Annotated in this window: 21 protein-coding genes; 12 read left to right on the top strand and 9 right to left on the bottom strand. The window is 71.6% G+C overall.

Going from position 1 to position 23782, the window contains the following annotated elements; translation table 11 throughout:
* Positions 1–10 precede the first annotated feature (10 nt).
* The 3 genes from NFR49_RS05385 to NFR49_RS05375 form a co-directional block, all read right to left on the bottom strand.
* Positions 11–889, bottom strand: coding sequence for a spermidine synthase (locus tag NFR49_RS05385; protein WP_251158616.1), 879 nt, complete (start codon positions 887–889; stop codon positions 11–13).
* Positions 886–2133 (bottom strand): 6-phosphofructokinase, encoded by a 1248-nt coding sequence (locus tag NFR49_RS05380; RefSeq protein ID WP_251158615.1) that lies wholly within the window; start codon positions 2131–2133, stop codon positions 886–888. The genes NFR49_RS05385 and NFR49_RS05380 overlap by 4 nt, the downstream gene beginning before the upstream one ends.
* Before the next feature lie 120 nt (positions 2134–2253).
* Entirely contained in the window at positions 2254–2616 is a 363-nt protein-coding gene (locus tag NFR49_RS05375) for a YxeA family protein (protein WP_251158614.1), read from the bottom strand.
* A 179-nt stretch (positions 2617–2795) separates the two neighbouring features.
* On the opposite strand from NFR49_RS05375, the gene NFR49_RS05370 reads away from it, so the two are divergent.
* Complete coding sequence (locus NFR49_RS05370) at positions 2796–3596, top strand: MurR/RpiR family transcriptional regulator (RefSeq protein WP_251158613.1); 801 nt, start codon at positions 2796–2798, stop codon at positions 3594–3596.
* A 333-nt stretch (positions 3597–3929) separates the two neighbouring features.
* On the opposite strand, the gene NFR49_RS05365 is transcribed toward NFR49_RS05370, so the two are convergent.
* The 4 genes from NFR49_RS05365 to NFR49_RS05350 all read right to left on the bottom strand — a co-directional run bounded on the left by NFR49_RS05365 (position 3930) and on the right by NFR49_RS05350 (position 8862).
* The gene (locus tag NFR49_RS05365) at positions 3930–5096 is read right to left on the bottom strand and encodes a DUF3810 domain-containing protein (protein ID WP_251158612.1); all 1167 of its coding nucleotides are present in this window, start codon (positions 5094–5096) and stop codon (positions 3930–3932) included.
* Between the two features lie 77 nt (positions 5097–5173).
* The gene (locus NFR49_RS05360) at positions 5174–5764 is read right to left on the bottom strand and encodes an SGNH/GDSL hydrolase family protein (protein WP_251158611.1); all 591 of its coding nucleotides are present in this window, start codon (positions 5762–5764) and stop codon (positions 5174–5176) included.
* Positions 5765–5827: 63 nt separating this feature from the next.
* Positions 5828–8326 carry an excinuclease ABC subunit UvrA gene (locus NFR49_RS05355; protein WP_251158610.1) on the bottom strand — a complete coding sequence of 833 codons (2499 nt, stop codon included), beginning with the start codon at positions 8324–8326 and terminating at the stop codon, positions 5828–5830.
* A 14-nt stretch (positions 8327–8340) separates the two neighbouring features.
* Positions 8341–8862 carry a DNA-deoxyinosine glycosylase gene (locus NFR49_RS05350; protein WP_251158609.1) on the bottom strand — a complete coding sequence of 174 codons (522 nt, stop codon included), beginning with the start codon at positions 8860–8862 and terminating at the stop codon, positions 8341–8343.
* A gap of 212 nt (positions 8863–9074) precedes the next feature.
* On the opposite strand from NFR49_RS05350, the gene NFR49_RS05345 reads away from it, so the two are divergent.
* From NFR49_RS05345 to NFR49_RS05300, 10 genes are all read left to right on the top strand, one after another.
* Positions 9075–9383 (top strand): hypothetical protein, encoded by a 309-nt coding sequence (locus NFR49_RS05345; RefSeq protein ID WP_251158608.1) that lies wholly within the window; start codon positions 9075–9077, stop codon positions 9381–9383.
* Positions 9380–9643, top strand: a complete 264-nt coding sequence (locus tag NFR49_RS05340; RefSeq protein WP_251158607.1) for a hypothetical protein — start codon at positions 9380–9382, stop codon at positions 9641–9643. Before NFR49_RS05345 ends, NFR49_RS05340 begins: the two co-directional genes overlap by 4 nt.
* A gap of 245 nt (positions 9644–9888) precedes the next feature.
* Complete coding sequence (ettA, locus tag NFR49_RS05335; RefSeq protein WP_251158606.1) at positions 9889–11583, top strand: energy-dependent translational throttle protein EttA; 1695 nt, start codon at positions 9889–9891, stop codon at positions 11581–11583.
* A gap of 134 nt (positions 11584–11717) precedes the next feature.
* Positions 11718–12203 (top strand): C-GCAxxG-C-C family protein, encoded by a 486-nt coding sequence (locus NFR49_RS05330; RefSeq protein WP_251158605.1) that lies wholly within the window; start codon positions 11718–11720, stop codon positions 12201–12203.
* A 190-nt stretch (positions 12204–12393) separates the two neighbouring features.
* Positions 12394–13473 (top strand): Gfo/Idh/MocA family protein, encoded by a 1080-nt coding sequence (locus NFR49_RS05325; RefSeq protein ID WP_251158604.1) that lies wholly within the window; start codon positions 12394–12396, stop codon positions 13471–13473.
* Positions 13470–14210 (top strand): DeoR/GlpR family DNA-binding transcription regulator, encoded by a 741-nt coding sequence (locus NFR49_RS05320; protein WP_251158603.1) that lies wholly within the window; start codon positions 13470–13472, stop codon positions 14208–14210. The genes NFR49_RS05325 and NFR49_RS05320 overlap by 4 nt, the downstream gene beginning before the upstream one ends.
* A gap of 800 nt (positions 14211–15010) precedes the next feature.
* Complete coding sequence (locus tag NFR49_RS05315; RefSeq protein WP_251158602.1) at positions 15011–16660, top strand: MFS transporter; 1650 nt, start codon at positions 15011–15013, stop codon at positions 16658–16660.
* Between the two features lie 80 nt (positions 16661–16740).
* On the top strand, positions 16741–17973 hold the full coding sequence (locus NFR49_RS05310) for a glycoside hydrolase family 88/105 protein (protein ID WP_251158601.1): 1233 nt from the start codon (positions 16741–16743) through the stop codon (positions 17971–17973).
* A complete protein-coding gene (locus NFR49_RS05305) occupies positions 17970–18875 on the top strand; it encodes a sugar phosphate isomerase/epimerase family protein (RefSeq protein WP_251158600.1) in 906 nt (301 codons plus the stop codon). The genes NFR49_RS05310 and NFR49_RS05305 overlap by 4 nt, the downstream gene beginning before the upstream one ends.
* An 86-nt stretch (positions 18876–18961) precedes the next feature.
* Positions 18962–19990 (top strand): LacI family DNA-binding transcriptional regulator, encoded by a 1029-nt coding sequence (locus tag NFR49_RS05300; protein WP_251158599.1) that lies wholly within the window; start codon positions 18962–18964, stop codon positions 19988–19990.
* An 86-nt stretch (positions 19991–20076) separates the two neighbouring features.
* Here the strand turns inward: NFR49_RS05300 and NFR49_RS05295 are convergent, their stop codons facing one another.
* Together NFR49_RS05295 and NFR49_RS05290 are read right to left on the bottom strand one after the other, a co-directional pair.
* The gene (locus NFR49_RS05295; RefSeq protein WP_251158598.1) at positions 20077–20715 is read right to left on the bottom strand and encodes an RpiB/LacA/LacB family sugar-phosphate isomerase; all 639 of its coding nucleotides are present in this window, start codon (positions 20713–20715) and stop codon (positions 20077–20079) included.
* Positions 20716–20830: 115 nt separating this feature from the next.
* Positions 20831–21646, bottom strand: coding sequence for a gluconate 5-dehydrogenase (locus NFR49_RS05290; RefSeq protein ID WP_338032525.1), 816 nt, complete (start codon positions 21644–21646; stop codon positions 20831–20833).
* Positions 21647–22054: 408 nt separating this feature from the next.
* Here NFR49_RS05290 and NFR49_RS05285 point away from each other — a divergent pair, with 408 nt between their 5' ends.
* Positions 22055–23659 carry a glycoside hydrolase family 28 protein gene (locus NFR49_RS05285; protein WP_251158597.1) on the top strand — a complete coding sequence of 535 codons (1605 nt, stop codon included), beginning with the start codon at positions 22055–22057 and terminating at the stop codon, positions 23657–23659.
* The last annotated feature ends 123 nt before the right edge of the window (positions 23660–23782 follow it).

Below are 23782 nucleotides of genomic sequence, written 5' to 3'. Positions count from 1 at the left end.
GGCCGCTCGCTCACAGGGGGTAGGCGCCCGGCACCTCCCGGTCCGCGTCGCTCGCCACCAGCAGGTGGTTCTCCTCCTCGGCCAGGGGGTCGGGGCACGGCACGTCCCACACGTGGGAGAAGGTGCCGAGCAGGGCGTCCCGCGCCGCGAGCACCGGCGACGGGTCGGTGGGGGAGCAGACCACGTTCGCCACGTAGAGGCCGCCGGGGGTCAGGGCGCCCTTGGCCAGCGAGAGGCCCACGGGCGAGAGGAGCGCCTCGGGGGCGTCGGTGCCGGCGTAGGCGTCGTTGATCACCGCGTCGAAGGGCCTGCCGCCCTCCACGGCCCTCCGCGCGAGGAACCGCAGGCCGTCGTCGGTCACCACCCGCAGGCGGGGCTCGCCGGAGGGGGTGGAGCCGGCCCGGGCCACGGCGTCGTCCAGGTGGAACTCCCGGCGGGCGACGGCCACCACGGCCGGGTCCACCTCCACCACGGTCACCTGCACGGCGTCGTCCACGGCCACGGCGTGCCGCGGCCACGCGCAGCCCGCGCCGCCGATGACGAGGACCGACCGGCCGTTGCCGGACCCTTCGACGGCAGCCCGCCCATCCGGGCCCCCAGCCCCCTCGGCGGCCCCGTCGCGCAGCACCAGGTCGAAGCCCCGGGCGTAGGCGGCCGCGGGCTCGTCGGGGTCGTCCAGGTACATGACCGTCTGCCAGCCGCCGCCGAGCGACAGCACCCGTATGGCGCGCCCGTCGGGCCCCTCCGTGGTGAACAGGTGCGCCACGCCGAACATCGTGGGCACGAAGCGGTCGTCCCTCCGTCCCAGCACGGTCGCGGCGGCAGCGGCGGCCACGGCGGCCCCGGCGCCCACGGCCACGGCGGCCGCGGCCCTCAGCGGACCCCTCACACGTCCTCCTCGGGAAGCCACAGGTGCCAGGGCAGCCCCTCCACGAAGGTGGGCGCGGCCTCGCCCTGGATGAGCGGGCGCACGTACTCGCGCATCTCGTCGGTCACGCCCATGCCGTCGGGGCGGATCCACTCGGCCGGCACCGGGCGCACGCGGTTGGCCACGGCCGAGATGGCCGACAGCCCGTAGGACACCGAGTAGGGCCGGTTGTGCTCGCGGCTCATCACCGGGACCATGCCCGTGCAGCCGTCCTTGGCCGCCTGCACCGCCACGCCTCCCAGGGTGGAGGCCTCCTCGAGGTCCGTGGCGCTCGCCAGGTGCGAGGCGCAGCGCTGGAGCGTGGAGAACTCCACGGCGCGCGTCTTCACGCCCAGGCGCCCCTTGACGAGGGCGGCCAGGTAACGGCCCACGCCGCTCTGGGTGGCCACGTGGCCGAAGGCGTCGATGCCCACGGACTCGTCGCGGAACAGCGGCTCGCCGTCCGCGCGCACCACGCCCTCGCTGGCGGCGACCACCACGGTGTCGCGCTCCTCCAGGAGCCCCTCCACGGCGGCCACGAAGGCGTCGACGTCGAGCGGGGCCTCCGGCAGCAGGATGAGGTCGGGGCCGCCGGCGCCGGGGCGCCCGGCCAGGGTGGAGGCCGCCGTGAGCCAGCCGGCGTCGCGGCCCATGATCTCCACCATGGTGACGCTCTTGAGGAAGTAGGCGGCGGAGTCGCGCGCCACCTCCTTCACGGCGCAGGCCACGAACTTGGCCGCGCTGCCGTAGCCGGGGGTGTGGTCGGTGCCCACCATGTCGTTGTCGATGGTCTTGGGCACGCCCATGAAGCGGATGGGGCTGCCTGCGCGATCGCCGTATCGGGCGAGCTTCTCGATGGTGTCCATGGAGTCGTTGCCGCCGATGTAGAGGACGGCGTCCACCCCGAGGGTCTCGAAGCGCGAGAAGAGCCGCTCGAACGACGCGGTGTCGCCGTCGGGGTCGGGGAGCTTGTAGCGGCAGCTGCCGAGCAGGCTCGCCGGCGTGCGGCGGAGGAGGTCGAGCTGGAGCGGGTCCGAGAGCAGGCCGTCGAGGTCCACCACCCGGCCGGCCAGCACGCCCTCGATGCCGTTGCGCATGCCCAGCACCCGGGCCCCCAGCTGGTGGGCGCACTCGAAGACGCCCGCGAGCGTGGCGTTGATGGCCGCCGTGGGCCCTCCCGACTGACCGACCAGCACCGTCGCGTTCCAGCTCTCCCGTGGCGCCATGGCACCCCTCCCTTGCGTACCTACCATGCACGCACCACTTTAGGGTAACCGGGGGCCCGACGGCCCCGCGACCGGCCGCGGGCGGGGTCCGGCCGCGGGGTGCCGGGCGCCGCCGCGCCGTCACGCCCCGGCTGCCTCCGGGGCAGGCAGGGCGGCGCGGGCGGCCTCGGGTATCTGGTCCCAGGCCACCTCCTCCCACGAGACGACGCCCACGAGGGGGCGCGTCTCGAGCAGCAGGTAGGCCTTGTCGCGCAGGATTCGCTCGGTGTCGAGGGTCACGGGCGCCGGCTTGCCGTCGGGCGTGGCGCCGTCCAGGGAGTAGGAGTAGACCATGCCCCCGTGGGGCTCGATGGACCGCACGCGGTTGTCGTCCACCTGCACGTAGACCCGGCCCGGGTCGCTGTACTCGCCGTAGAGCACCACGGCCGCGATCGCGCACACGCCCAGCGCGGCCACGAGACCGACGACGACCTTCCTTGCCATGGGGACCTCCCGCCTGTCTGGGGCGCCGGCCGTCCGGCGCCCGGTGGCCCCATGGTCCCAAGGGGCCCGGTGACGGGCCATCGAAGGAGGTGACAGGGCGGTGACGCTTCTGTAAGGAGGGATGGTGCCCCGTGCGGTATGGTGGGGAGAACAGCCTCCGAGCGACAAGGAGCCCTCCCGTGGACCGTTCGCGCCGCAACCTGCTCACGTCGTTGCTCGCCGCCTACAACGGGGGCGCCGGCTCCCCGACGGGCCGGGTGGCGGCCTACCTCCTCGAGCACTTCGGCTCCCTCTCCCAGATATCCAGCCGCGACGTCATGGCCGCGGCCGACGTCACCCGCCCCGAGCTCCGGAGCGCCGTGACGACCCTCGGCCTCGCCGACGTCGCCCGCTGCGGCGGCGAGTGGCAGCTCTTCCGCGACTTCTTCCTCGGCTATGTGGCGTCCGGCGGCGACGCGGGCCGGCTGCGCTCCGAGATCGACCGGCTCTACGACTCCGTGGACGCCGCGCTGGGCACGCCCGTGACGGCGTCGCTGGTCTCCTCGCTCCACGACGCGCGCTCCGTGGTGGTGCTCACCGCCGACTCCTCGGCCGCCGCTCTGGCCGAGTTCCAGCGCGCCATGGTCATGGAGGGGCGCCTCGTGCGCCTGGTGTGCGAGAGCGACCCCAAGGAGGCCCTGCTGGCGTCGCTGGGCCCTGCCGACCTGCTCGTGGCCGTGTCCACCTCGGGCGGCTCCGTGAAGCGCTGCCTCGACCTCCTGGAGGGCTGCGGGGCCTGGAAGGTGCTCGTCTCGGCCTGCGACGACGAGCTCGTGCAGACCCCCTTTGACGACGCCCTGCTCATCGGTCACGCCATGGCCGAGGGCGAGCCGCTGCACCGGGTCTTCGCGACCTACGGCGTGGCGTACCTGTTCGACCGGCTCTTCGCCGAGTACGCGAGGGAGTGGGACCCCGAGCGCGGCCAGGCGGCCGCGGAGTAGGGGCCGTCCGCGGCTGTCCCCCTCGGCACCCCCCTTCTCGGCACCCCTTGCCGCCGTCCCCCTTGCTGCCCCCTCTCTCGGCACCCCTCTCGGCACCTGAATGCGTCCGAGGGCGGCCCCTTCCGCACCTGAACGCGTCTGAGGGCGGATTTCCCCTCCCTGAACGCGCTTGGGGGCGGATTCTCCGGTCCGGCGCCACCCGATGTCGCCCTCAACCGCATTCAGGTGCGGAGGAGGAGTGCGGAGGAGGAATGCGGAGGAGGAGTGCGGAGGAGAAGGGAGAGTGAGAGGGGAGAGGGCGAGGGGGTGGAAGGGGCAAGGGGCGCAGCGGTCTCAGGCGCCCCGGAGGGCCGGGTCCGCCAGCAGGAGGTCGACCATGAGGCCGTAGCTGGCCGTGCCCGCCTGCTGGCCGTTGGCCTTGAGGTAGCCGTCGTTCACGGCGTCGCCGAGGTCCTGGAGGGGGCCGCGGTAGGCCGCCGCCATGTCGGCCCGGGCGGCGCGGTCACCTGCCACGGCCAGGTCCCTCTCGCCGTGGATGCGGGCCCAGGCCTCGGGGTCGGCCCGGTGGAGCGCGGCCATGGCCTCGTCGTAGGCCATGGTGAGGCCGCTGTAGCGGGCGAGGGGGTCGTCCGATGCCGCGCAGGCCAGGTAGCCGATGTAGTTGGCCTCGTCCTCGCGCATGAACCCGGCGCGGTGGGCCAGCTCGTGGCCCATGGTGGCCGGGATGGAGAGGCGCGGCCAGTCGCAGCTGACGTTGGCCTCTGCCGTGTAGGGGAAGTAGACGCCGGTGATGCCCACGAGGGACATGGCGCGCGACGCCAGCACCGGCTTGGGGTCCGAGAAGTCCACGGCAAAGAGGCCCGGGTAGCGGTCGTTCAACGCCCGTACCTGCGACGTCGCTGCCCGTGCCATGGCGGGGAAGTCGCCGGCGGCGCCGCTGGCGGTAGACGGCCGGCTGCGGAGCCAGCCGTCCGAGACGGGCCCCAGGGCGGCGCGGCCCTCGTCCACGCGCCGGCCGAGCTCCTCGCAGAGGGCCGCCAGGCGCCCGGCGCGCTCCTCGGCCGGGAGGGCACGCACCTCCTGCAGGGCCGGCCCGTAGCCGGTGAGCTCGGCGAAGGTGGGCCGGCTGTAGTTGAGGCCCTGGAGCGCCATGAAGAGCGCCCAGGCTGCCGCGACCACGGCTGCGGCCGGCACCGCGCGGCGCCCGGCGGCGGCGAGGCGGCGGCCGCGGCCGGCACGGACGACGGCCGCGACGGAGCGTGCGAGGTAGACGACGGCCACGACGGCCGCCGCGACGATGACCCACTCCGCCACGGAGAAGGGCACGAGCCCGGGCAGAAACCCCACGGCGTCGGAGAGGGCCACGTAGGGGCCGCAGGCCCAGGCGTCGGAGGGGTGCGCGGCGAGCCAGGACGAGCCGGCGAGGGCCGTGGCCGCCGCGGCGAGGCATGCGCCCGCGGCAACGGTGGCGCGGCGCGGGCGCGGGTGGTGCAGGTGCATGGCCCCTCCTCTCGACGGCCCCACCATACCGGACGGGCGTGACAGGGGGCGGCGACGCGGGTTCGAGGCGACGGCGGTCACGCGTCGCTGCCGGCCCCGCCCCTCTCCCCAAGCGCCCCTGCCAGCACGCGGGCTGCCAGCTCGCTGCCGGCCTCGCTCGGGTGCACGCCGTCGGCGGCGAGGAGGCCGGCGCCCACGGCGCTCCCGTCGCCGGCCTCCCAGAACGCCGCGCCCACGTTGGCCACGGCCACGCCGCACTCCCGCTCCGCACGTCCCAGCGCCGCCTGCATGGCTCCGTGCATCTCCGCAGGGGAGAGGTCCAGCCTCCCCAGGGCCGCGCTCCCGGCGCCGAAGGCCCACGTGCCGTACACCACCGGCACCGCGCCCGCCTCCCGGGCCATGGCCGCCAGCCGAGCCACGCTCTCCAGGAACCGCCCGGTCGCCGTGACCGGGCCGTGGCTCATCTCCTGCAGCACGAGCGCATCCACGCCGCCTGCGGCCAGCGCCGCCGCCGTGGCCCCGCCCAGCCGTGTGGCCGGGTTGGCCTGCTCCGCCAGCCGAGCGCCGCCGCGGGCGTGCACGGCCACCTCGCGCCCGAGGAGCTCCGCCAGCCGGTCGGGCATCCCGTTCCGCGTGGTCAGGCTGTTGCCCAGCATCAGGACCGCCACGGCGCCCCCTCCCTCATGTTCATCGACATCCACATGACGACGCGACACGCCACGCCCTCGACGTCACTCGCCGCGGCCGTCCAGCTCCCGCGCCAGGAACCGGCCCGTGACCGACTCCGGGCAGGCCGCCACCTCGGCCGGGCTGCCCGCCACCACCACGGTGCCGCCCCGCTCGCCGCCGCCGGGGCCCAGGTCCACCACATAGTCGGCGTTGGCGATCACGTCCAGGTCGTGCTCGATCACGAGCACCGTGGCCCCGTGGTCGACGAGCCCCTGGAGCACGCCGAGCAGCGACGCCACGTCCAGCGGGTGCAGGCCGATGGTGGGCTCGTCGAAGACGAAGAGCGCTCCGGTCTGGTCGCGCCGCATCTCGCTCGCCAGCTTGAGCCGCTGGGCCTCGCCGCCGGAGAGCGCCGGCGTGGCCTCGCCCAGGGTGAGGTAGCCAAGGCCCAGGTCGTGCAGCGTCTCCAGCTTGGAGCGCACGGCGCGCGGCCCGTCCAGGGCGTCGAGCAGCTCGTCCACCGTGAGGGCCATGAGCTGCGGCAGCGTGCGGCCGCCCCCGTCGTGCACGGCGTCGGCGGCCGGCGCGTAGCGGCTGCCGTGGCAGGCGGGGCACTCCACGTCCACGTCGGGGAGGAATTGCACGTCCAGCGACACCTGGCCGCACCCGTCGCACGCCGGGCACCGGAGCGAGCCCGTGTTGTACGAGAAGTCGCCGGCCTTGAGGCCGAGGGCGCGGGCCTCGTCGGTCTTGGCGAACTCCCGGCGCAGGGCGTCCAGCACGCCGGAGTACGTGCCCACGGTGGAGCGCACGTTGGCGCCGATGGGCGTGGCGTCGATGAGGTCCACCCGCCCGATGCCGCCGGGCTCCACCAGGTCCACGCTCTCCGGCAGCGGCAGCCCGGCCCCCGCCGCCCGGAGGGCCGGTACGAGCTCCTCGAGCACGAGCGTGGTCTTGCCGGAACCCGACATGCCGGTCACGCAGGTGAGGCGTCCCACGGGGACGGAGACGTCCAGCGCCCGCACCGTGTGCAGCGGCTCGGTGACCACGCGGACGGCGCCGCGGTCGAAGGTCCCCTCTGCCGGCGCCGGCGTGCGCACGGCCACATGCTCGGCCCCCGAGAGGAACGGGCCTATGCGCGAGGCCGGGTCCGCCTCCACCTGGGCCACGGTGCCCTGGCACACCACACGGCCGCCGTCGGCGCCGGAGCCGGGCCCCATCTCCACGAGGTGGTCCGCGTGGGCCAGCACCCGCACGTCGTGGTCCACGAGCACCACGGAGTTGCCGTCGTCGAGCAGGTCGTCCACCACGCCCAGGAGCCCCTCCACGTTGGCGGCGTGCAGGCCGATGGACGGCTCGTCCAACACGTAGAGCACGCCGGTGCAGCGGCTGCGCACCGCCCGGGCCAGGGCCACGCGCTGGCGCTCTCCGGTGGAGAGCGTGGACGAGGCGCGATCGAGGGTGAGGTAGCCGAGGCCCAGCTGGAGCAGGCGTTCCATGGGGGCGCGCATCTCGTCGGTGATGGAGCGGGCCATGGCCACCATGTCGTCGGGCATGGTGCCCGGCACCCGGGGCACCCAGTCGGCCAGCCCCTCCAGGGTCATCTCGCAGGCCTGGGCCAGGTCGATGCCGTCCACCTCGGGCGAGCGGGCCGCCTTCGACAGGCGCGTGCCGCCGCAGTCGGGGCAGGGGGCCTCGGTGAGGAACTTGGACACGCGGGCGAGGCCCTTGTCGTCCTTGACCTTGGCCAGCGCGTTCTCCACGGTGCGCTTGGCCGAGTAGTAGGTGAAGTCGAGCTCCGCGGCGGTGTCCGAGCCCTTGGCCTTGTACAGGATGTGGCGCTTCTCGGCCGGGCCGTCCAGCACGATCCGCTTCTCCTCGTCGGTGAGCTCGTCGTAGGGGACGTCCGTGCGCACGCCCATCTCGCCGGCCACCTGGGCCATGAGCGACCACATGAGCTGGCGCCACGGGGCCACCGCCCCCTCCTCCAGGGTCTTGGAGCCATCGGGCACGAGGGAGTCCATGTCCACCTCGCGCACCACGCCCGTGCCGCCGCAGGTGGGGCAGGCGCCGCCGGCGTTGAAGGAGAGGTCCTCGGCGCCGGGGCCGAGGAACGACTCGCCGCACACCGGGCACACGATGGGCTCGTCCAGGGCCACCGCCTGGGACGGGGGCACCAGGTGGCCGTTGGGGCAGCGGTGGGACGAGAGGCGTGAGAACATGAGGCGCAGGTAGTTGAGGAGCTCCGTGGAGGTGCCGAAGGTGGAGCGCACGTCGGGCACGCCGGGGCGCTGGCGCAGCGCCAGGGCGGCCGGGACGTGGCGCACGTCGTCCACGTCGGCGCGGGCCGTCTGGGCGATGCGCCGGCGCGTGTGGGTGGAGAGGCCGTCGAGGTAGCGGCGGGACCCCTCGGCCCAGAGCACGCCCAGGGCCAGGGAGCTCTTGCCGGAGCCCGACAGGCCCGCGACGCCCACGAGCTCGCCCAGGGGGATGTCCACATCGATGTCCTTGAGGTTGTGCACGCGGGCGCCGCGCACCTCGATGGCTGCGGGACGGGTCATGGCGGTCAGCTCCTTTAGACGACGGGGCGCCCCTCGGCCAGGTCCCTTACGGGTGCGTAGGCCTCCACGAGTGCGTCCAGGGACATGCGCGCGTTGGCCGGGCTCGTGGAGGGCATCGCCAGGTGGGGCAGGTCGGGCCAGAGGGGCGCGTCGAAGCGCTCGTAGTAGCGGGCCGCCGCGGCGCCGCAGGTCACAACGGCCTCGACGGGGGCGGCGTCCAGGATGCGGGACAGGTCGTTGGGCCGCGGCCTCCTGATGGAGGCGTCGGAGGCGCCCACGATCTCGCAGCCGGCGAGCACGTCCCACACGGCGAGGCGGTGGCGCAGCATGAGGCGCTTCTTCTCGGCGACGGTGGTGGCGGGCGGCTCGTCCCAGAGGCGGGCCATCACGGGCCAGAACCGGTTTCTGGGGTGGCCGTAGTAGAAGCCGTACTCCCGCGACTTGGGGCTCGGCATGGTGCCGAGGAGCAGGACGCGGCTGCGGCCGTCGAAGAGCGGCTCGATGGTGTGGGTGACGACGGAGGGCGTGGCGGCCATGGGTGCCTTTCGGGCCGGGTGTGGGACCGTGTAGCCAGCATAGGCCTCCGGGGCCGACGGCACCCTTGGCGGGCCCCGCCGGTGTGCGGGGTCCCCGATCTACTGGGGACCCTTTGGGGGCATAGGGGACCATGGAGGGGCCCGGACGAGGGCCCGGTGTCGGCAAGGGGCCCGGGCGAGGGGCCGCCCGGGGGAGAGGAGACCTTGGCGCCATGGACGTCACCTTTGACAAGCGCGGCTGCGAGCGGGCCCTCCGCCGCTGGCCCGACCTCGGCGACCGGGTCCGCGAGGTCGTGGCGGCCCAGGCCGGGGCGGGGTTCTCCCATTGCAAGGGGGCCGGTCGTTGGCGGGGGCGCCCCCTCAGGGAGTGCCGGGTGAACTCCCGGGACGCCGGCAGCGTGCGGGTGGCGTTCTGGGCCGATGGTGACGCCGCGGGCGTGGTCTATATCACCCAGACCCTCGTGCGCCGGGACTTCCTCCGCGAGCTCGGGCGCTTTCTCGGCAGGGAGGGGCGGTCATGAGGCTCGTCGCCATGAAGCAGGCGCTCTCCCGGGCCCAGGGGCTCTGCGGCCGCGGGGCCGAGGGGGCGGTGGAGCTCCTCACCTTCAAGAAGGACCGCTCCGTGACGGTGACCGCCGCGGGCGGCACGGTGACCGTGGCCGAGCGGGGCTTCTCCTCCCAGGCCGTGGAGGTCCCTGCCGGCGCCGAGGCCCGCCGGGCCCTCCGCGACGCCTGCAAGCGGGAGTTCCCGAGGAGCAACAAGCTCTACATGCGCCCGTGAGACCGGGGCCCCTGTCCCATCACCCGGACACTTTTGTCCCAATGGTCGGGCACTTTTGTCCCACCTTGCGCAGGCGCCCGCAGATCATCAATCAAGAAACAGGATAAGTGACAGATGGGCCAGGCGCCTCTGCCACGCCCGGCCGGGCCCCGGTGCCGTCGGGATTTCTTGGGAAGGCGCCCGTCCTGATGCATGATGGAAGGCTGACACCCAAGCCCCTCCGAGCCACGAAAGCAGGGACGCCCATGGCAGAGTTCGTCTACCAGATGTACGAGGCCCGCAAGACCGCCGGCGACAAGGTCATCCTCGACGACGTGTCGCTCTCGTTCTTCCCCGGCGCCAAGATCGGCGTCGTGGGCCCCAACGGCATGGGCAAGTCCACGCTCCTCAAGGTCATGGCCGGCATCGAGGACGTCTCCAACGGCGAGGCCCGCCTCACCCCCGGCTACACCGTGGGCATCCTCGAGCAGGAGCCCAAGCTCGACGAGGACGCCACCGTCATCGAGAACATCCGCCAGGCCTTCGGCGATCTCCTGGCCAAGATCGACCGCTTCAACGAGATCGGCAACGAGATGGCCGAGCCCGACGCCGACTTCGACGCCCTCATGGCCGAGATGGGCACCCTGCAGGACCAGATCGACGCCTCCAACGGCTGGGACCTCGACTCCCAGCTCTCCCAGGCCATGGACGCCCTGCAGTGCCCCGACCCTGACACGCCGGTCTCCGTGCTCTCCGGCGGCGAGCGCCGCCGCGTGGCCCTCTGCCGCCTGCTGCTGGAGGCCCCCGACCTGCTCCTCCTCGACGAGCCCACCAACCACCTCGACGCCGAGAGCGTCCTCTGGCTCGAGCACTTCCTCCAGAACTACGAGGGCGCCGTGCTCGCCGTCACCCACGACCGCTACTTCCTCGACCACGTGGCCGAGTGGATCTGCGAGGTGGACCGCGGCCAGCTCTTCCCCTACAAGGGCAACTACTCCACCTACCTCGACACCAAGGCCGCCCGCATCGCCGCCCAGGGGACCCAGCAGGCGCGCCTGGCCAAGCGCATGAAGGCCGAGCTCGAGTGGGTGCGCTCCAGCCCGAGCGCCCGCCTCACCAAGAACAAGGCCCGACTCGAGCGCTACGAGCAGATGGAGGCCGAGGCCCGCAGCGCCAAGAAGCTGGACTTCGCCGAGATCCAGATCCCCGTGGGCCCGCGCCTGGGCGCCAAGGTCCTCGAGGTGGAGCACCTGGAGAAGGGCTTCGACGACGCCTCGGGCGAGCGCCGCGTCCTCATCGACGACCTCTCGTTCACCCTGCCGCGCAACGGCATCGTGGGCGTCATCGGCCCCAACGGCGTGGGCAAGACGACGCTGTTCAAGACCATCGTGGGCCTCGAGGAGCCCGACGCCGGCACCGTGGGGCTGGGCGAGAGCGTGAAGCTGTCCTACGTGGACCAGAACCGTGCCGGCATCGACCCCGACAAGACCGTGTGGGAGGTCGTCTCCGACGGCAACGACTTCATGATGGTGGGCGAGACCGAGGTGCCGAGCCGCGCCTACGTGGCCGCGTTCGGCTTCAAGGGCGCCGACCAGCAGAAGAAGGCCGGCGTGCTCTCCGGCGGCGAGCGCAACCGCCTGAACCTGGCCCTCACCCTCAAGCAGGGCGGCAACCTGCTGCTCCTGGACGAGCCCACCAACGACCTCGACGTCGAGACCCTCTCCAGCCTCGAGGCCGCGCTCCTCGACTTCCCCGGCTGCTCCGTGGTGATCAGCCACGACCGCATGTTCCTGGACCGCATCGCCACCCACATCCTGGCCTGGGAGGGCACGGACGAGGAGCCCGGCCACTGGCACTGGTTCGAGGGCAACTTCGAGAGCTACCAGAAGGACCGCGAGAGGCGCCTGGGCCCCGAGGCCAGCCGCCCGCATCGCATCCACCGCAAGCTCACCCGCGACTAGGGTCCCGCCCCCTGCCGCAGCCGCCCGTCCCGCCAGGCCCGTGCCGCCGAAGGTCGCGGCACGGGCCCGGTTCCTGTTTGGAAAAACCATGGTATTGTTGCATTGATATATAAAAATGCGACAAGGAGAAAACCATGAACATAGGTGCCGTGGCTGTGAGCCCCAACAAGGTGGCCCGAGACGCCGAGGAGAACTATCGCGGCGGTTTCTTTTGCTGCGAGGCCCTCATGCGGGCGGTCTGCGACAACTTCGACCTCGACGTGGCCGACGACGTGGTGGCCATGAGCTCGGCCATGGCCGTGGGCATGGGGCGCTCGGGCTGCGTGTGCGGGGCGCTCAACGGCGGGGTCATGGCCCTGGGCATGTTCTTTGGGCGTACGACCCCCGACGGCCCCGCGGACCCCAAGGTGCGCCGCGCCATGGCCCTCTCCAACGAGCTCCACGACTGGTTCCGGGCCAACAACGGCAAGAACGCCGTCTGCTGCCGTGTGCTCACCCGGGGCATGGACATGGCGGCCGGCGAGCACAGGGAGCAGTGCATCGCCCTCACGGGCCTCTGCGCCTGGAAGGTGGCCGACATCGTCTGCCGCGAGCTGGCCATCGAGAACCTCGACGGCTGAGGCCGGGCCGCTGGGGGCGGGCAGGGCGGCGGACGAGGCTGGGACAAAAGTGTCCGGGTGTTGGGACAAGGCGGGGCGGCAGTCTCTCCATTTTCTGTGCATTCTCGCGCAAAACGCGCAAAAATGCGCAATACTAGCCACAGTCACGCAAGAACCGGCGCCACAGCCGCACCTATCACCGGGAGGTCCCATGTCGGAGCACGCCCCGCTCGACGCCGCCGCAGCCGCGGAGGCCGCCTTCGCCCGCGCCCAGTCCCAGCCGTTCCCCGACGATGTCTTCACCGCGCCCCGGCTCAACTGGGCCGTCATCGGCTGCGGCGTCATCGCCAACCAGATGGCGGAGTCCCTCGCCCTCGCCGGCCGCCGCCTTGCCGGCGTGGCCAACCGCACGGCTTCCAAGGCCCACGCCTTCGCCGAGCGCCACGGCGTGCCCCGCGTCTACGAGACCGTCGAGGAGCTCTACGCCGACCCCGCCATCGACGCCGTCTACATCACCACGCCGCACAACACCCACATCGCCTACCTGCGCGACGCCCTCGCCGCCGGCAAGCACGTGCTCTGCGAGAAGGCCATCACCCTCAACTCCGCCGAGCTCGATGAGGCCCGCGCCCTCGCCGCCGAGAACGGCGTCCAGCTCATGGACGCCACCACCATCCTCCACATGCCCCTCTACCGGGAGCTCCGCCGCCGCGCGGATGCCGGCGAGTTCGGCCCGCTCAACCTCGTGCAGGTGAGCTTCGGGAGCTACAAGGAGTACGGCGACCTCACCAACCGCTTCTACAACCCCGGCCTGGCCGGCGGCGCCATGCTAGACATCGGCGTCTACGCCCTCACCTTCGCCCGCCTCTTCATGGAGAGCCAGCCCGACGAGCTCGTCTCCCTCGGCAACCTCGCGTCCACCGGCGTGGACGAGAAGGGCGGCATCGTCGCCCGCAACGCCGAGCAGCAGCTCGCCGTCGTCAGCCTCTCGCTCCACTCCAAGCAGCCCAAGCGCGGCGTGCTCTCCTTCGACCGCTGCTACATCCAGGTGGACGAGTACCCCCGCGCCGACAGCGCCAGGATCGTGTGGACCGAGGACGGCTCGGTGGAGGAGGTCGCGGCCGGCGAGGAGGCCTACGCCCTCTGCTACGAGATGGCCGACCTCGAGCGCGCCGTGGCCGGCGACGGGGACGCCCGCGCCCTCATCGGCTACGCGGCGGACGTCATGGACCTCATGACGTCCCTCCGTGCCGCCTGGGGCGTCGTGTACCCCGAGGAGCGGCAGGCGTGATCGCGCGGCAGCGCCTGGACCGGATCGTGGAGACGGTGAGCCGCAACGGGGCGGCCACCGTCCCCGAGCTGGCCGAGTCGTTTGGCATCAGCGAGTCGACCATCCGGCGCGACCTCGACAAGCTCGACTCCGCCGGGCGCCTGGTGAAGGTCCATGGCGGCGCCGTGTGCCTGGAGGACGAGCATGTGCGCCGCGAGCTGACCATCGGCGAGCGGGCGGACCTCCACACGGCCGAGAAGGCGCGCATCGCCCGGTACGCGGCATCGCTCATCGGCCCCGACGACCTCGTCTACATAGACGCCGGGACCACATGCCGCGTGCTCGTGGACCATATCGAGGAGACCCGCGCCTCCTATGTCACCAACTCGCTGGACAGCGCGGCGGCTCTCGCGGCCCGCGGGCTCTCGGTGGTGGTGCTCGGCGGCGAGGTCAAGCCCGCCACGGCGGCGCTCGTGGGGCCCGAGGCCGTGGAGACGCTGTCGCGCTATCGGTTCACCCTGGGGTTCTGGGGCGCCAACGGCGTGAGCCGCGAGTACGGGCTCACCACGGCCGAGCGGCTGGAGGCGCAGGTGAAGAGGCTCTCGATCGCGCGGGCCGAGCGGCCCTTCCTGTTGGCCGACCACACGAAGCTCGGCCGCGTGGGGCCGGTGGTGTTCGACCCGCTGGATGCGGCGACGGTCCTCACGGACGAGGTGCCGCCCGACTGGGCCGACGTCGCGACGGTCCGCGCCGTCTGACGGGGGGGGGGTCGCGGCCGGTGAGCCCCCGGCCGCTGCGCCCCACTCCTCCCACTCCCCTCTTCCACCTGAACGCGATTGAGGGCGACTCCCAACGCGCTTCTGCGCCGGAAGTCGCCCTCATCCGTTTTCAGGGGTCCGGAATCCGCCCCCAGGTGTGTTCAGGTGCCGAGAAGGGCGCCCCCAACCGCGTTCAGGTGGGGGAGGGGGTGGCGACGCCATGCGAGCCCGACCAACGTGACGGCGGCTCGACGGCGGGCGAGGTTGGGACAAAAGTGCCCGACCATTGGGACAAAAGTGTCCGGGTGGTGGGACGGTGGTGGGACGGGGGCGCGGCCGCTGAAACTGGTTCCAACGACCGCTCGCCGGAAGCAAACCGATTTACTGAGCTGAAAAAATCAACTCAACAGAACATATTCTGATAATCCGCCGCCTTTCGGGGGGATAGGCTTGCACCTGCGCTTATCCCAACAAAAACCGAGGATGCCCCCATCGATAAAAAGTCCGGGGCCTTGCGCCGCCACCGGTCCCGCGGGGCCGCCCGACCGTCCCCGTTATTGCTGAAAAACAAAGAGTCTGCTGGAGAAACGCCAGTTTATCGCCCAAATCTCCGCGCCGGATAAACTAGGATGCCAGTTAGCGAGATGCACGGATAAACCGATTTACGCACCGGCTTACCCGCGTCGTCGAATTCCTCCCGTGTCCGGACGCGGCCGCGGGGGAGCCCATGGGAAGCGCATCGCATCGACGTGTCCCGCCCGGCCGTCCGGGCCGGGACGGCCATCAGAGAGGAACCGTCAATGAAACCCAAAGAGCACAGGGTCTCCCTCGCCACCCGCCTGGGCTACGGCTCGGGCAACCTCGTGGGGTCCGGCGCCCTGGCCATCTCCAGCGCGTGGCTCGTCATCTTCTACACCCAGTACGCCGGCCTCACCATGCCCGAGGCCACCCTCATCTACTCGGCGGCCCTGCTCGTCGACACCTTCGCCAACCCCATCTGCGGCTTCGTCACCGACGCCTTCAACAACACCTGGCTCGGCCGCAGGTTCGGGCGTCGCCGCTTCTTCATCCTGCTCTCCATCCCGGTGCTCGGCATCCTGAACCCGCTCATGTGGGTGGTCGTGCCCAACGGCTTCGCCTACTACTTCGTGGTCTACGTGCTCTACAACCTCATGTACACCATGGTCATGATCCCCTACGACGCCCTACCGGCTGAGATGACCAGCGACTACAAGGAGCGCACCTATCTCTCCGGCCTCCGCGCCATCTTCGGCAAGGTGGCCAACTTCCTCACCGCCGCCCTGCCCGGCATCTTCTTCGTGGTCTTCGGCAACGACAACCCCATGGCCTTCTTCGTCCTCGGCTGCGCCTTCGGCGTCATGATGGCCGCCGCCATGACCTTCGTCTACATCACCACGTGGGAGCGCCCCGTGTCCGAGGAGACCATGGAGCGGGTTGCCAGCCCCGTCGAGGGCCTGAAGAAGCTCTTCATCGACATGTTCTCCACCCTGCGCATCAAGACCTTCCGCAACCTCCTCGGCATGTACCTGTTCGGCTTCGGCGCCGAGTGGCTCTTCAACTCCCTGTTCGCCTACTTCGTGATGTACGTGCTGTTCCTGCCTAAGGCCAACGCCAGCGCCTGGCAGTCCATGAGCTCGATCCTCCAGCTCGTCTCCACCCTCGTGGTCATGGGCATCGTGGCCAAGAAGGGCTTCCGCAAGCCCTACATGGTCGCCGAGGGCGTGGTCATCGCCGCGGCCGTCGCCTACGTGCTCTGCGGCGTCTTCGGCATCGACGCCGCCAGCGCGGCCGGGTTCGCCGGCATCACCGCCATCGTGGTGGTCTTCGGCCTGGGTACCGGCGCCGTCTACTACATCCCCTGGCAGGCCTACCTGTTCGTGGCCGACGTCGACGAGGTGGTCACCGGCCGCCGCCGCGAGGGCACCTTCTCGGCCGCCATGCACCTGTGCGGCAAGCTCATGAACTCCGCCGTGGTGGCCGTGCTCGGCATCGTCATGACCGCCTGCGGCTACATCTCCGGCACCTCCGGCGACGTGACCCAGCCCGCCACCGTCACCACCGGCGTCCTCGCCGTCATGCTCGTGGGCGTGGCCGGCCTCTCCGTCCTGGGCATCGTGGCCGCCAAGCTCATGAAGCTCGACCAGGAGACCGACACCGTCGTCCAGAACGAGTGCGCCCGCATCAAGGCCGGCGGCCGCATGGAGGACGTGGACCCCGAGGTCAAGCGCATCTGCGAGGAGCTGTCCGGCGTCCCCTACGAGCTGTGCTTCGGCCACAACACCATCGGCTATCACACCCCCGAGGAGACCGCCCGCATCAAGGCCGAGCTCCCGGCCCGCAAGCTCCTGTCGTTCGGCCTGTCCCCCGAGGACGCGGCCGAGGTGGCCGAGGGAACCTCCCACGACCCCGCGCCCGACCAGGCCGCCTAGGGGCCGCGAGGCCCACACCCACACCGCCTTGGGGGCGGGGCCTGCGGGTCCCGCCCCTTATCGAGAGAGAGGACCCTCCCATGGGCTGCAACGCCATCCTCGACCGCTACATCAGGCAGCTCATCGAGGACTCCACCCCCGAGGCCCCGGCCTGGAACATCGAGAAGATCCGGTCCGGCGCCCCCAACACCTGGAACTACATCGACGGGTGCATGATCAAGGCCCTCATCGAGCTCTACGAGATCACGGAGAGCCCCGGCTACCTCGCCTTCGCCGACAGCTACATCAGCTGGTTCGTGGCCGACGACGGTACCATCAAGCACTACGACCCCGAGGAGTACAACCTCGACAACGTCAACGCCGGCAAGACCCTCTACAAGCTCTTCGAGCTCACGGGCCGCGAGAAGTACCGCCTGGCCATGGACACCATCTACGGCCAGCTGGAGCGCCAGCCCCGCACCAAGGAGGGGAACTTCTGGCACAAGGCCATCTACCCCCACCAGGTGTGGCTCGACGGCCTCTACATGGCCCAGCCGTTCTACATGCAGTACGAGCTCGCCTTCCACGACCGCAGGGCCTGCTCCGACTCGTTCCACCAGTTCATGGTGGTGCGCGACCTCATGCGCGACGACCGCAACGGCCTCTACCACCACGCCTACGACTCGAGCCGCCGCCAGTTCTGGTGCGACCCGGTCACCGGGCTCTCCCAGAACTTCTGGCTGAGGGCCGAGGGGTGGTTCGCCATGGCCCTCGTGGACACCTGGGAGCTCATGCCCGCCTCCATGAGCTGGGAGCGCGACGTCCTGCGCCAGATGCTCCAGGATCTCATGGACTCCATGGAGCCCTACCGCGACCGCGAGACCGGCATGTGGCACCAGGTGATCAACCTGCCCGGCATAGCCCCCAACTACCTCGAGACCTCGGGTTCGGCCATCTTCGCCAACGCCCTCATGAAGGGGGCCCGCCTGGGCGTCCTCGACGCCCGCTGCTACGACCTGGGGCGGGAGACCTTCGACGGCATCTGCCGCACCTGCCTCTCGGAGGAGGACGGCGTGCTGTCCCTGGACAACATCTGCCTGGTGGCGGGCCTCGGCAACGAGGGTCACCGCGAGGGGACCTTCGACTACTACATGCGCGAGCCCGTGGTGCGAAACGACGCCAAGGGCGTGGCCCCGCTGGTGCTGGCCTACATCGAGACCATGCGCCACGACCGCCTCGCCGGCGCCTGCGACCCGGCGGGCCCCGCGGGGCCGTGCTCCTGCGACGACCCCTTCGGCGGCTACGTCGCCGGCGTGAACGGCGCCGGGCGGTGACGGGCCCGACGGCCGCCTCCCCGGCCGCCGCCCCCTGGCCGGTGACCCCGGGGGTCCGGCTCGCGGACGTGCCGGGCGCCACCCTCGAGGAGCGGGTGCTCCGCGCCGGCGACCTGGGGTTCTCCTGCGTGCAGCTGCCGAGCAAGCTCGTCTACGCCTCCTACGGCATCGACCGCACCGGCCTCACCCCGGGCCTGGCCCGGCACCTGGCGGACGTTGCGGCGCGCGCCGGCGTCTCGGTGGCCGTGCTCGGCTGCTACCGCAACCTCGCCCTGACCGAGGACGAGGGCCTCGGGAACGAGCTGGCCGAGTTCCGCGCCTGCGCGAGGTTCGCGTCCTGGCTCGGCGGGTGCGTCGTGGCCACGGAGTGCGGCCGGCCCAATCGGGAGAACGCCATCGGCCCCGACCGCCTGGGCGCCGCCGCCATGGACCGGCTCGCCCACGGCCTCGAGGGGGCGCTGGACGCCTGCGCGGCCTCGGGCGTGACCCTGGCCGTGGAGCCCGGGTTCAACGAGTGCGCCTGCTCCGCCGAGCGGTGCCACGAGCTCCTCGACCGCCTCGGCGGCCGGGGGCTCGCCGTGGTCTGGGACCCGGTGAGCCTGCTCCACCCGTTGGCGGTGGGGCGGGCGCCCGAGCTCTTCTCCCGGTTCATCGACCTGTGCGGCGACGCCGTGGTCGCGCTCCACGTGAAGGACCTCGAGGTGGTGGCCGACGAGGCGCGCCCCGAGTGGTGCGACGGCACGGGCCGGCGCATCGTGTGCCACGGCATCGGCGAGACCGGCGGGGTGGACCTCTCGCCCGTCCTGGAATGGGCGGCCGTGGCCAAGCCCTGGGTGCCGGCCATCGTGGAGAACGGCAGCCCGGACGGGCTCGCCGGCTGCCTGGCCCGGCTCCGGGGGTAGGGGCCCCGGCCGTTTCCGGCCTCGCCGCGCCCGCCCCTACGCTCTCGGCTATGATGAAAACCGATTTACCGCCGAAAGGGGAGCCCATGGCCGCAGCCAAGAAGAAACGGGTCACCATCACCGACATCGCCGAGCTCGCCGGGACCTCCAAGACCACGGTGAGCTTCTACCTCAACGGCAAGACCGACCGCATGGCCCCCGCCACCCAGGAGCGCATCCGGGCCGCCGTGGAGGCCACGGGCTACGTGCCCAACCCCCTGGCCCGCGGCATGAACGCCAAGTCGAGCCGGCTCGTGGGCGTGGTGGTCAACGACATCGCCAACGCGTTCTCGGGCCGCATCGTCCGCGGCGTCGAGCGGGTGTGCCACGAGGCCGGCTACCGGGTGCTCGTGAGCAGCTCCAACGACGACGTCGCCGAGGAGCGCGCCTACATCGACCGCCTGCTGGCGGTGGGGGTCGACGGCTTCATCGTGCAGCCCACGGCCCAGTTCCGCGAGGTGTCCCGCACCATCGAGGAGGCCGGCAAGGAGCTCGTGTTCTTCGACTCCAAGTTCTACGACCACGGCGGCAGCTGGGTGAAGACCGACAACTACGACGCCGTCCACGCGGCGGTCTCGTCCCTGGCGGGGGCCGGCTACGACCGCTTCCTGCTGGTGGGGGCCGCCCCTGAGCTCCTGAGCTCGCGCATCGAGCGCACGGGCGGCTTCGTGGACGCCATGGGGGCGGCCGGGGCGGACTACTCCTCCTACACGGTCCCCGACTCCGGCGTGGACGTGGGCGACCTCACCGCCTGGCTCGAGCGGAACGTGGACCCCGGCCGGCGCACCCTGGTCTTTGCCCCCAACTGCTGGGCGCTGCCCGACGTCTACGTGGCCATGCGCCCCTTCTACGACCTGATGCCCGGCACCGTGGGCCTGCTCGGCTTCGACAACCCCGACTGGGCCGCCGTGGCGAGCCCGGCCGTGAGCTGCATCGAGCAGCCCGCCTCCGAGGAGGGCGAGGCGGCCGCGAGGATCCTGCTCGACCTCATCGACGGCACCGACGCCGTGCCCCACCAGCAGGTGCTCCCGTGCTCGGTGATGTGGCGGGCCACGACCCTGCCCCCCATGGCCTAGCGGCCTCGACGGCCGCGGGAAAGAAAGGCCCCGGAGCGCGCGGACGTCCGCACGCTCCGGGGCCTTTCCCGTGGCCTGGGCAGGGGCTAGGCGCGCAGCTCGCGCACCTTGGCGACCACGGCCTCGTCCGTGGCGTTGGGGAAGAAGAGCTCGTCGAAGCGCTCGCCGGCCAGGGCGCCGCGCACGAGGTCGCGGTCGATGCCGTCGAGGAGCTCGGGGAACGGGCGGAAGTTGTTGGCGCGCACCGCGTCGAGGATCTTCTTGTTGCGCTGCTCGGGCTCGACGCGGTCGGCGGGGTAGCCGTTGCCGGAGCCGAAGGAGAAGAGCTTCTCGAAGGTGTAGGCAAGGTTGAGCTCCTGGCCCCAGCCGTTCTTGAGGGCGAAGGGGATGGCCACGGCGTTGCCGTCGTTGATCTGGGCAAAGGTGTAGGCGTCGAGCGGGTCCTCCACGTGGCCGCAGAGCACGCCGGGGAAGCTGTTGAGGGCGAGCATGGCGCCCTCGCCGGTGCCGCAGCCGGTCACCACGTAGTCGGCGGCGCCGCCGTTGAGCAGCACGGCGGCGAGGATGCCGTTCTGGACGTAGGTGAGCGGGGCGGAGCCCTCCTCGGCGTACATGCCGAAGTTGAGCACGGTGTGGCCGAGGGGCTCCACGACGTCGCGGAGGGCCTTCTCGATCATGGGGTTCTTGGCGTTCTGGGAGTTCTCGGTGATGAGGGCGATTCTCACGGTGGTTCCTTTCTGCTTGGGAGGGGAGGGAGGCGCGCGGTGCCGGGCGCGGCTGGGTGGAACACCCGGCACCGGGCGCGGACGGAAGGGCGCGTTCGGACGGCCAGGGGCGCGGCTAGGCGGGCTGCTTGCCGATGTAGGCGAGGATGCCGCCGTCGACGTAGAGGATGTGGCCGTTCACGAAGTCGCTGGCGTCGCTCGCCAGGAAGACCGCCGGGCCCATGAGGTCCTCCGGCGTGCCCCAGCGGCCGGCCGGGGTCTTGGAGACGATGAAGGCGTCGAAGGGGTGGCGGCTGCCGTCGGCCTGGCGCTCGCGCAGGGGCGCGGTCTGGGGCGTGGCGATGTAGCCGGGCCCGATGCCGTTGCACTGGATGTTGGCCTCGCCGAACTCGCTGCAGATGTTGCGGGTGAGCATCTTGAGGCCGCCCTTGGCCGCGGCGTAGGCGCTCACGGTCTCGCGGCCGAGCTCGCTCATCATGGAGCAGATGTTGATGATCTTGCCGTGACCCTTCTCGACCATGGCGGGGATGACGGCCTTGGCCATGATGAAGGGGGCGGTGAGGTCGGTGTCCACCACCTGGCGGAAGTCGGAGACGCTCATCTCCTCCATGGGGATGCGCTTGATGATGCCGGCGTTGTTCACCAGGATGTCGATGGTGCCGAGCTCGTCGGCCACCTTGGCCACGAGGTCGGCCACCTGGGCCTCGTCGCAGACGTCGGCGATGTAGCCGCGGGCGTCGATGCCGGCGGCGCGGTAGTCCTCGAGGGCCGCATCGAGGTGCTCCTGGCTGCGGCAGTTGAACGCCACCCTCGCCCCGGCCTGGGCCAGGGCGCTGGCGATGGCGAACCCGATGCCGTAGGCGGCGCCGGTGACGAGGGCGACCTTGCCCTCGAGGGAGAAGCTTCCCATGACGTCGAAGGGTCGGTCCATGGTGGTGCCTTTCTCACGGGCCCCGAAGGGCGGTTGACGGTGCCAGTGTGGGTTAGAAAACCGGTTTAGTCAAGAAGAAACGACGAGTACGTGGGGTTTCTTGACAGGATTTGCCGTTGAAACTGGTTCCAACGACCGTTCGCGGGGGAGTCTTGGCAAGAAAAGATGTAATACGGTTTACTTACCAGTGTGCCCGGAGGTCAAGGGAGCCGCGCCATGTCGGGGCGCGGGCCCCGTCCGGGCGGGCGGCGTCACCTGCAGCGCCGCCGGGCTCCACCGGGGGCCCTCCCGCGCGGCGATGTCGCACCCGAGGGCTCCCGTCCCCCTGTCCCGCTGTCCCATCACCCGGACACTTTTGTCCCAATGGTCGGGCACTTCTGTCCCATCGAGCCGAGAGGAAGCCGGCCCATGGAAACCGCCGATGTCGTCTGGATGCCCCGGAAAGCCACCGTCGCCTGGGCCTGCGCCCGCGCCGCCGTGGTGGAGGCCGGCCCCGGGGCCTTCTCGCTCCCGGTCCCGCGCCGCGTGCTGGTGAACGGCGAGGACCGCGGCCTCACCGACCGCGTGGTCGTCTACGTGGAGGGGCTCGAGCCGGGCACGCGCAACGTGGTGCGGCTGGAGCCCGTGGACGGGTCCGCGCCCTGGGAGGCCGTGGTGGAGACGCCGCCGGAGTCCGTGCGGCTCGACGTCCGCGACTTCGGGGCCGCGGGCGACGGCCGTCGCGACGACACCGGCTCAATCCAGGCGGCCGTGGCCTGCTGCGCCGAGGGCGGCACCGTGGAGGTGCCGGCGGGGCGTTACCGGGTGTCGAGCCTGTGGTTCAAGGACGGCGTCTCCCTCCACCTGGCCCAGGGGGCCGAGCTCCTGGCCGTCTACGACCGGGAGGGGCGGGCGTTCCTCCCTCCCAGCCAGGCCCGCACCGACGACGGCGCCCCGTACCCGCTCGGCACCTGGGAGGGGGAGTCCTGCGCCATGTTCGCCGCCGTCGTGAACGCCGTGGGGGTCCGCGACGCCTGCGTCTACGGCCCCGGCACGGTGGACGGCCGGGCCACCGCCGACACCTGGTGGCACGACCCCAAGCGCATCCGGGTGGCCGCCCGGCCCCGCCTCGTCTTTTTCGAGGGGTGCGAGCGGGTGGCCCTGGTCGGCTGCACCCTCAGGGACAGCCCCAGCTGGAACGTGCACCCGGTGCTCTGCCGCGACGCGAGGTTCCTCTGCCTCGCACTGAAGGGCCCGGCCGACTCCCCCAACACCGACGGGGTCAACCCCGAGAGCTGCACGGGCGTGCTGGTCTCGGGGTGCGAGTTCTCCGTGGGCGACGACTGCGTGGCCATCAAGAGCGGCAAGCTCTCCATGGAGCGCCCGGTGCGCCCGCCCTGCACGGCCGTGCGCGTGACCCACTGCTCCATGCACGACGGCCACGGGGCCGTGGTCATCGGCAGCGAGACGGCCGGGGGCGTCTCCGACGTGGTGGTGGAGGACTGTGTCTTCACCCGGACCGACCGGGGCCTGCGGGTGAAGACGAGGAGGGGCCGCGGCCGGGACTCGCTGGTGACCTCCGTCGTCTTCAGGCGCATCGCCATGGAGGGGGTGGGGGTGCCGTTCGTGGTGAACGCCTTCTACAACTGCGACCCCGACGGCATGGAGGCCTGGGTCCAGGACCGCTCGTGCCGGCCGGTGGACGCCACGACGCCCCGCCTGGGCCCCTTCACGTTCGAGGACATCGCCGTGCGCGGCGCCCGGTGGTGCGCCGCCTGGGTGGCGGGCCTCCCGGAGGACCCCGTGGACCGGCTCGTGTTCCGCCGGGTGTCGGTGGCCTTTGACGACGACCCCGACGAGGGGGCGCCGGCCATGGCGGGCGGCGTGGACGCCCTCTCCCGGGGAGGGCTCGTGGTCTCGGGGGTGCGGCTCCTGGACTGCGACGACGTGGTGCTCTCGGGGGTGGACGGGCCGCTCCTGACGGTGGACGGCGTCGAGGTGCCGGCGGGGGACGGGTTGCGACGGGCCCGGTAGGCCATGGCAAAGGGCACTTCTTTTCAAGGGAATTGAAGAGTATATTCAGGTCAATTCAAGATTGACCTGAACGTGGGCCGCGGCCCGTTGGAGGCGGCCCCTGCCCCTTGAGGAGGAGCCTGC

The organism is Caniella muris, assembly GCF_943193035.1.
Classification (GTDB): Bacteria; Actinomycetota; Coriobacteriia; order Coriobacteriales; family Atopobiaceae; genus Granulimonas; species Granulimonas faecalis.
Note: the sequence above shows the minus strand (reverse complement) of the source record. Positions and strands in the feature narration are given on the sequence as shown.

Excerpts from the sequence above, each read along its gene's own strand:
- NFR49_RS05380 (WP_251158615.1), bottom strand. The coding sequence starts at position 2,133 with ATGGCGCCACGGGAGAGCTGGAACGCGACGGTGCTGGTCGGTCAGTCG.
- NFR49_RS05375 (WP_251158614.1), bottom strand. The coding sequence starts at position 2,616 with ATGGCAAGGAAGGTCGTCGTCGGTCTCGTGGCCGCGCTGGGCGTGTGC.
- NFR49_RS05365 (WP_251158612.1), bottom strand. The coding sequence starts at position 5,096 with ATGCACCTGCACCACCCGCGCCCGCGCCGCGCCACCGTTGCCGCGGGC.
- NFR49_RS05355 (WP_251158610.1), bottom strand. The coding sequence starts at position 8,326 with ATGACCCGTCCCGCAGCCATCGAGGTGCGCGGCGCCCGCGTGCACAAC.
- NFR49_RS05350 (WP_251158609.1), bottom strand. The coding sequence starts at position 8,862 with ATGGCCGCCACGCCCTCCGTCGTCACCCACACCATCGAGCCGCTCTTC.
- NFR49_RS05345 (WP_251158608.1), top strand. The coding sequence starts at position 9,075 with ATGGACGTCACCTTTGACAAGCGCGGCTGCGAGCGGGCCCTCCGCCGC.
- NFR49_RS05340 (WP_251158607.1), top strand. The coding sequence starts at position 9,380 with ATGAGGCTCGTCGCCATGAAGCAGGCGCTCTCCCGGGCCCAGGGGCTC.
- ettA (WP_251158606.1), top strand. The coding sequence starts at position 9,889 with ATGGCAGAGTTCGTCTACCAGATGTACGAGGCCCGCAAGACCGCCGGC.
- NFR49_RS05330 (WP_251158605.1), top strand. The coding sequence starts at position 11,718 with ATGAACATAGGTGCCGTGGCTGTGAGCCCCAACAAGGTGGCCCGAGAC.
- NFR49_RS05325 (WP_251158604.1), top strand. The coding sequence starts at position 12,394 with ATGTCGGAGCACGCCCCGCTCGACGCCGCCGCAGCCGCGGAGGCCGCC.
- NFR49_RS05315 (WP_251158602.1), top strand. The coding sequence starts at position 15,011 with ATGAAACCCAAAGAGCACAGGGTCTCCCTCGCCACCCGCCTGGGCTAC.
- NFR49_RS05310 (WP_251158601.1), top strand. The coding sequence starts at position 16,741 with ATGGGCTGCAACGCCATCCTCGACCGCTACATCAGGCAGCTCATCGAG.
- NFR49_RS05300 (WP_251158599.1), top strand. The coding sequence starts at position 18,962 with ATGGCCGCAGCCAAGAAGAAACGGGTCACCATCACCGACATCGCCGAG.
- NFR49_RS05290 (WP_338032525.1), bottom strand. The coding sequence starts at position 21,646 with ATGGACCGACCCTTCGACGTCATGGGAAGCTTCTCCCTCGAGGGCAAG.
- NFR49_RS05285 (WP_251158597.1), top strand. The coding sequence starts at position 22,055 with ATGGAAACCGCCGATGTCGTCTGGATGCCCCGGAAAGCCACCGTCGCC.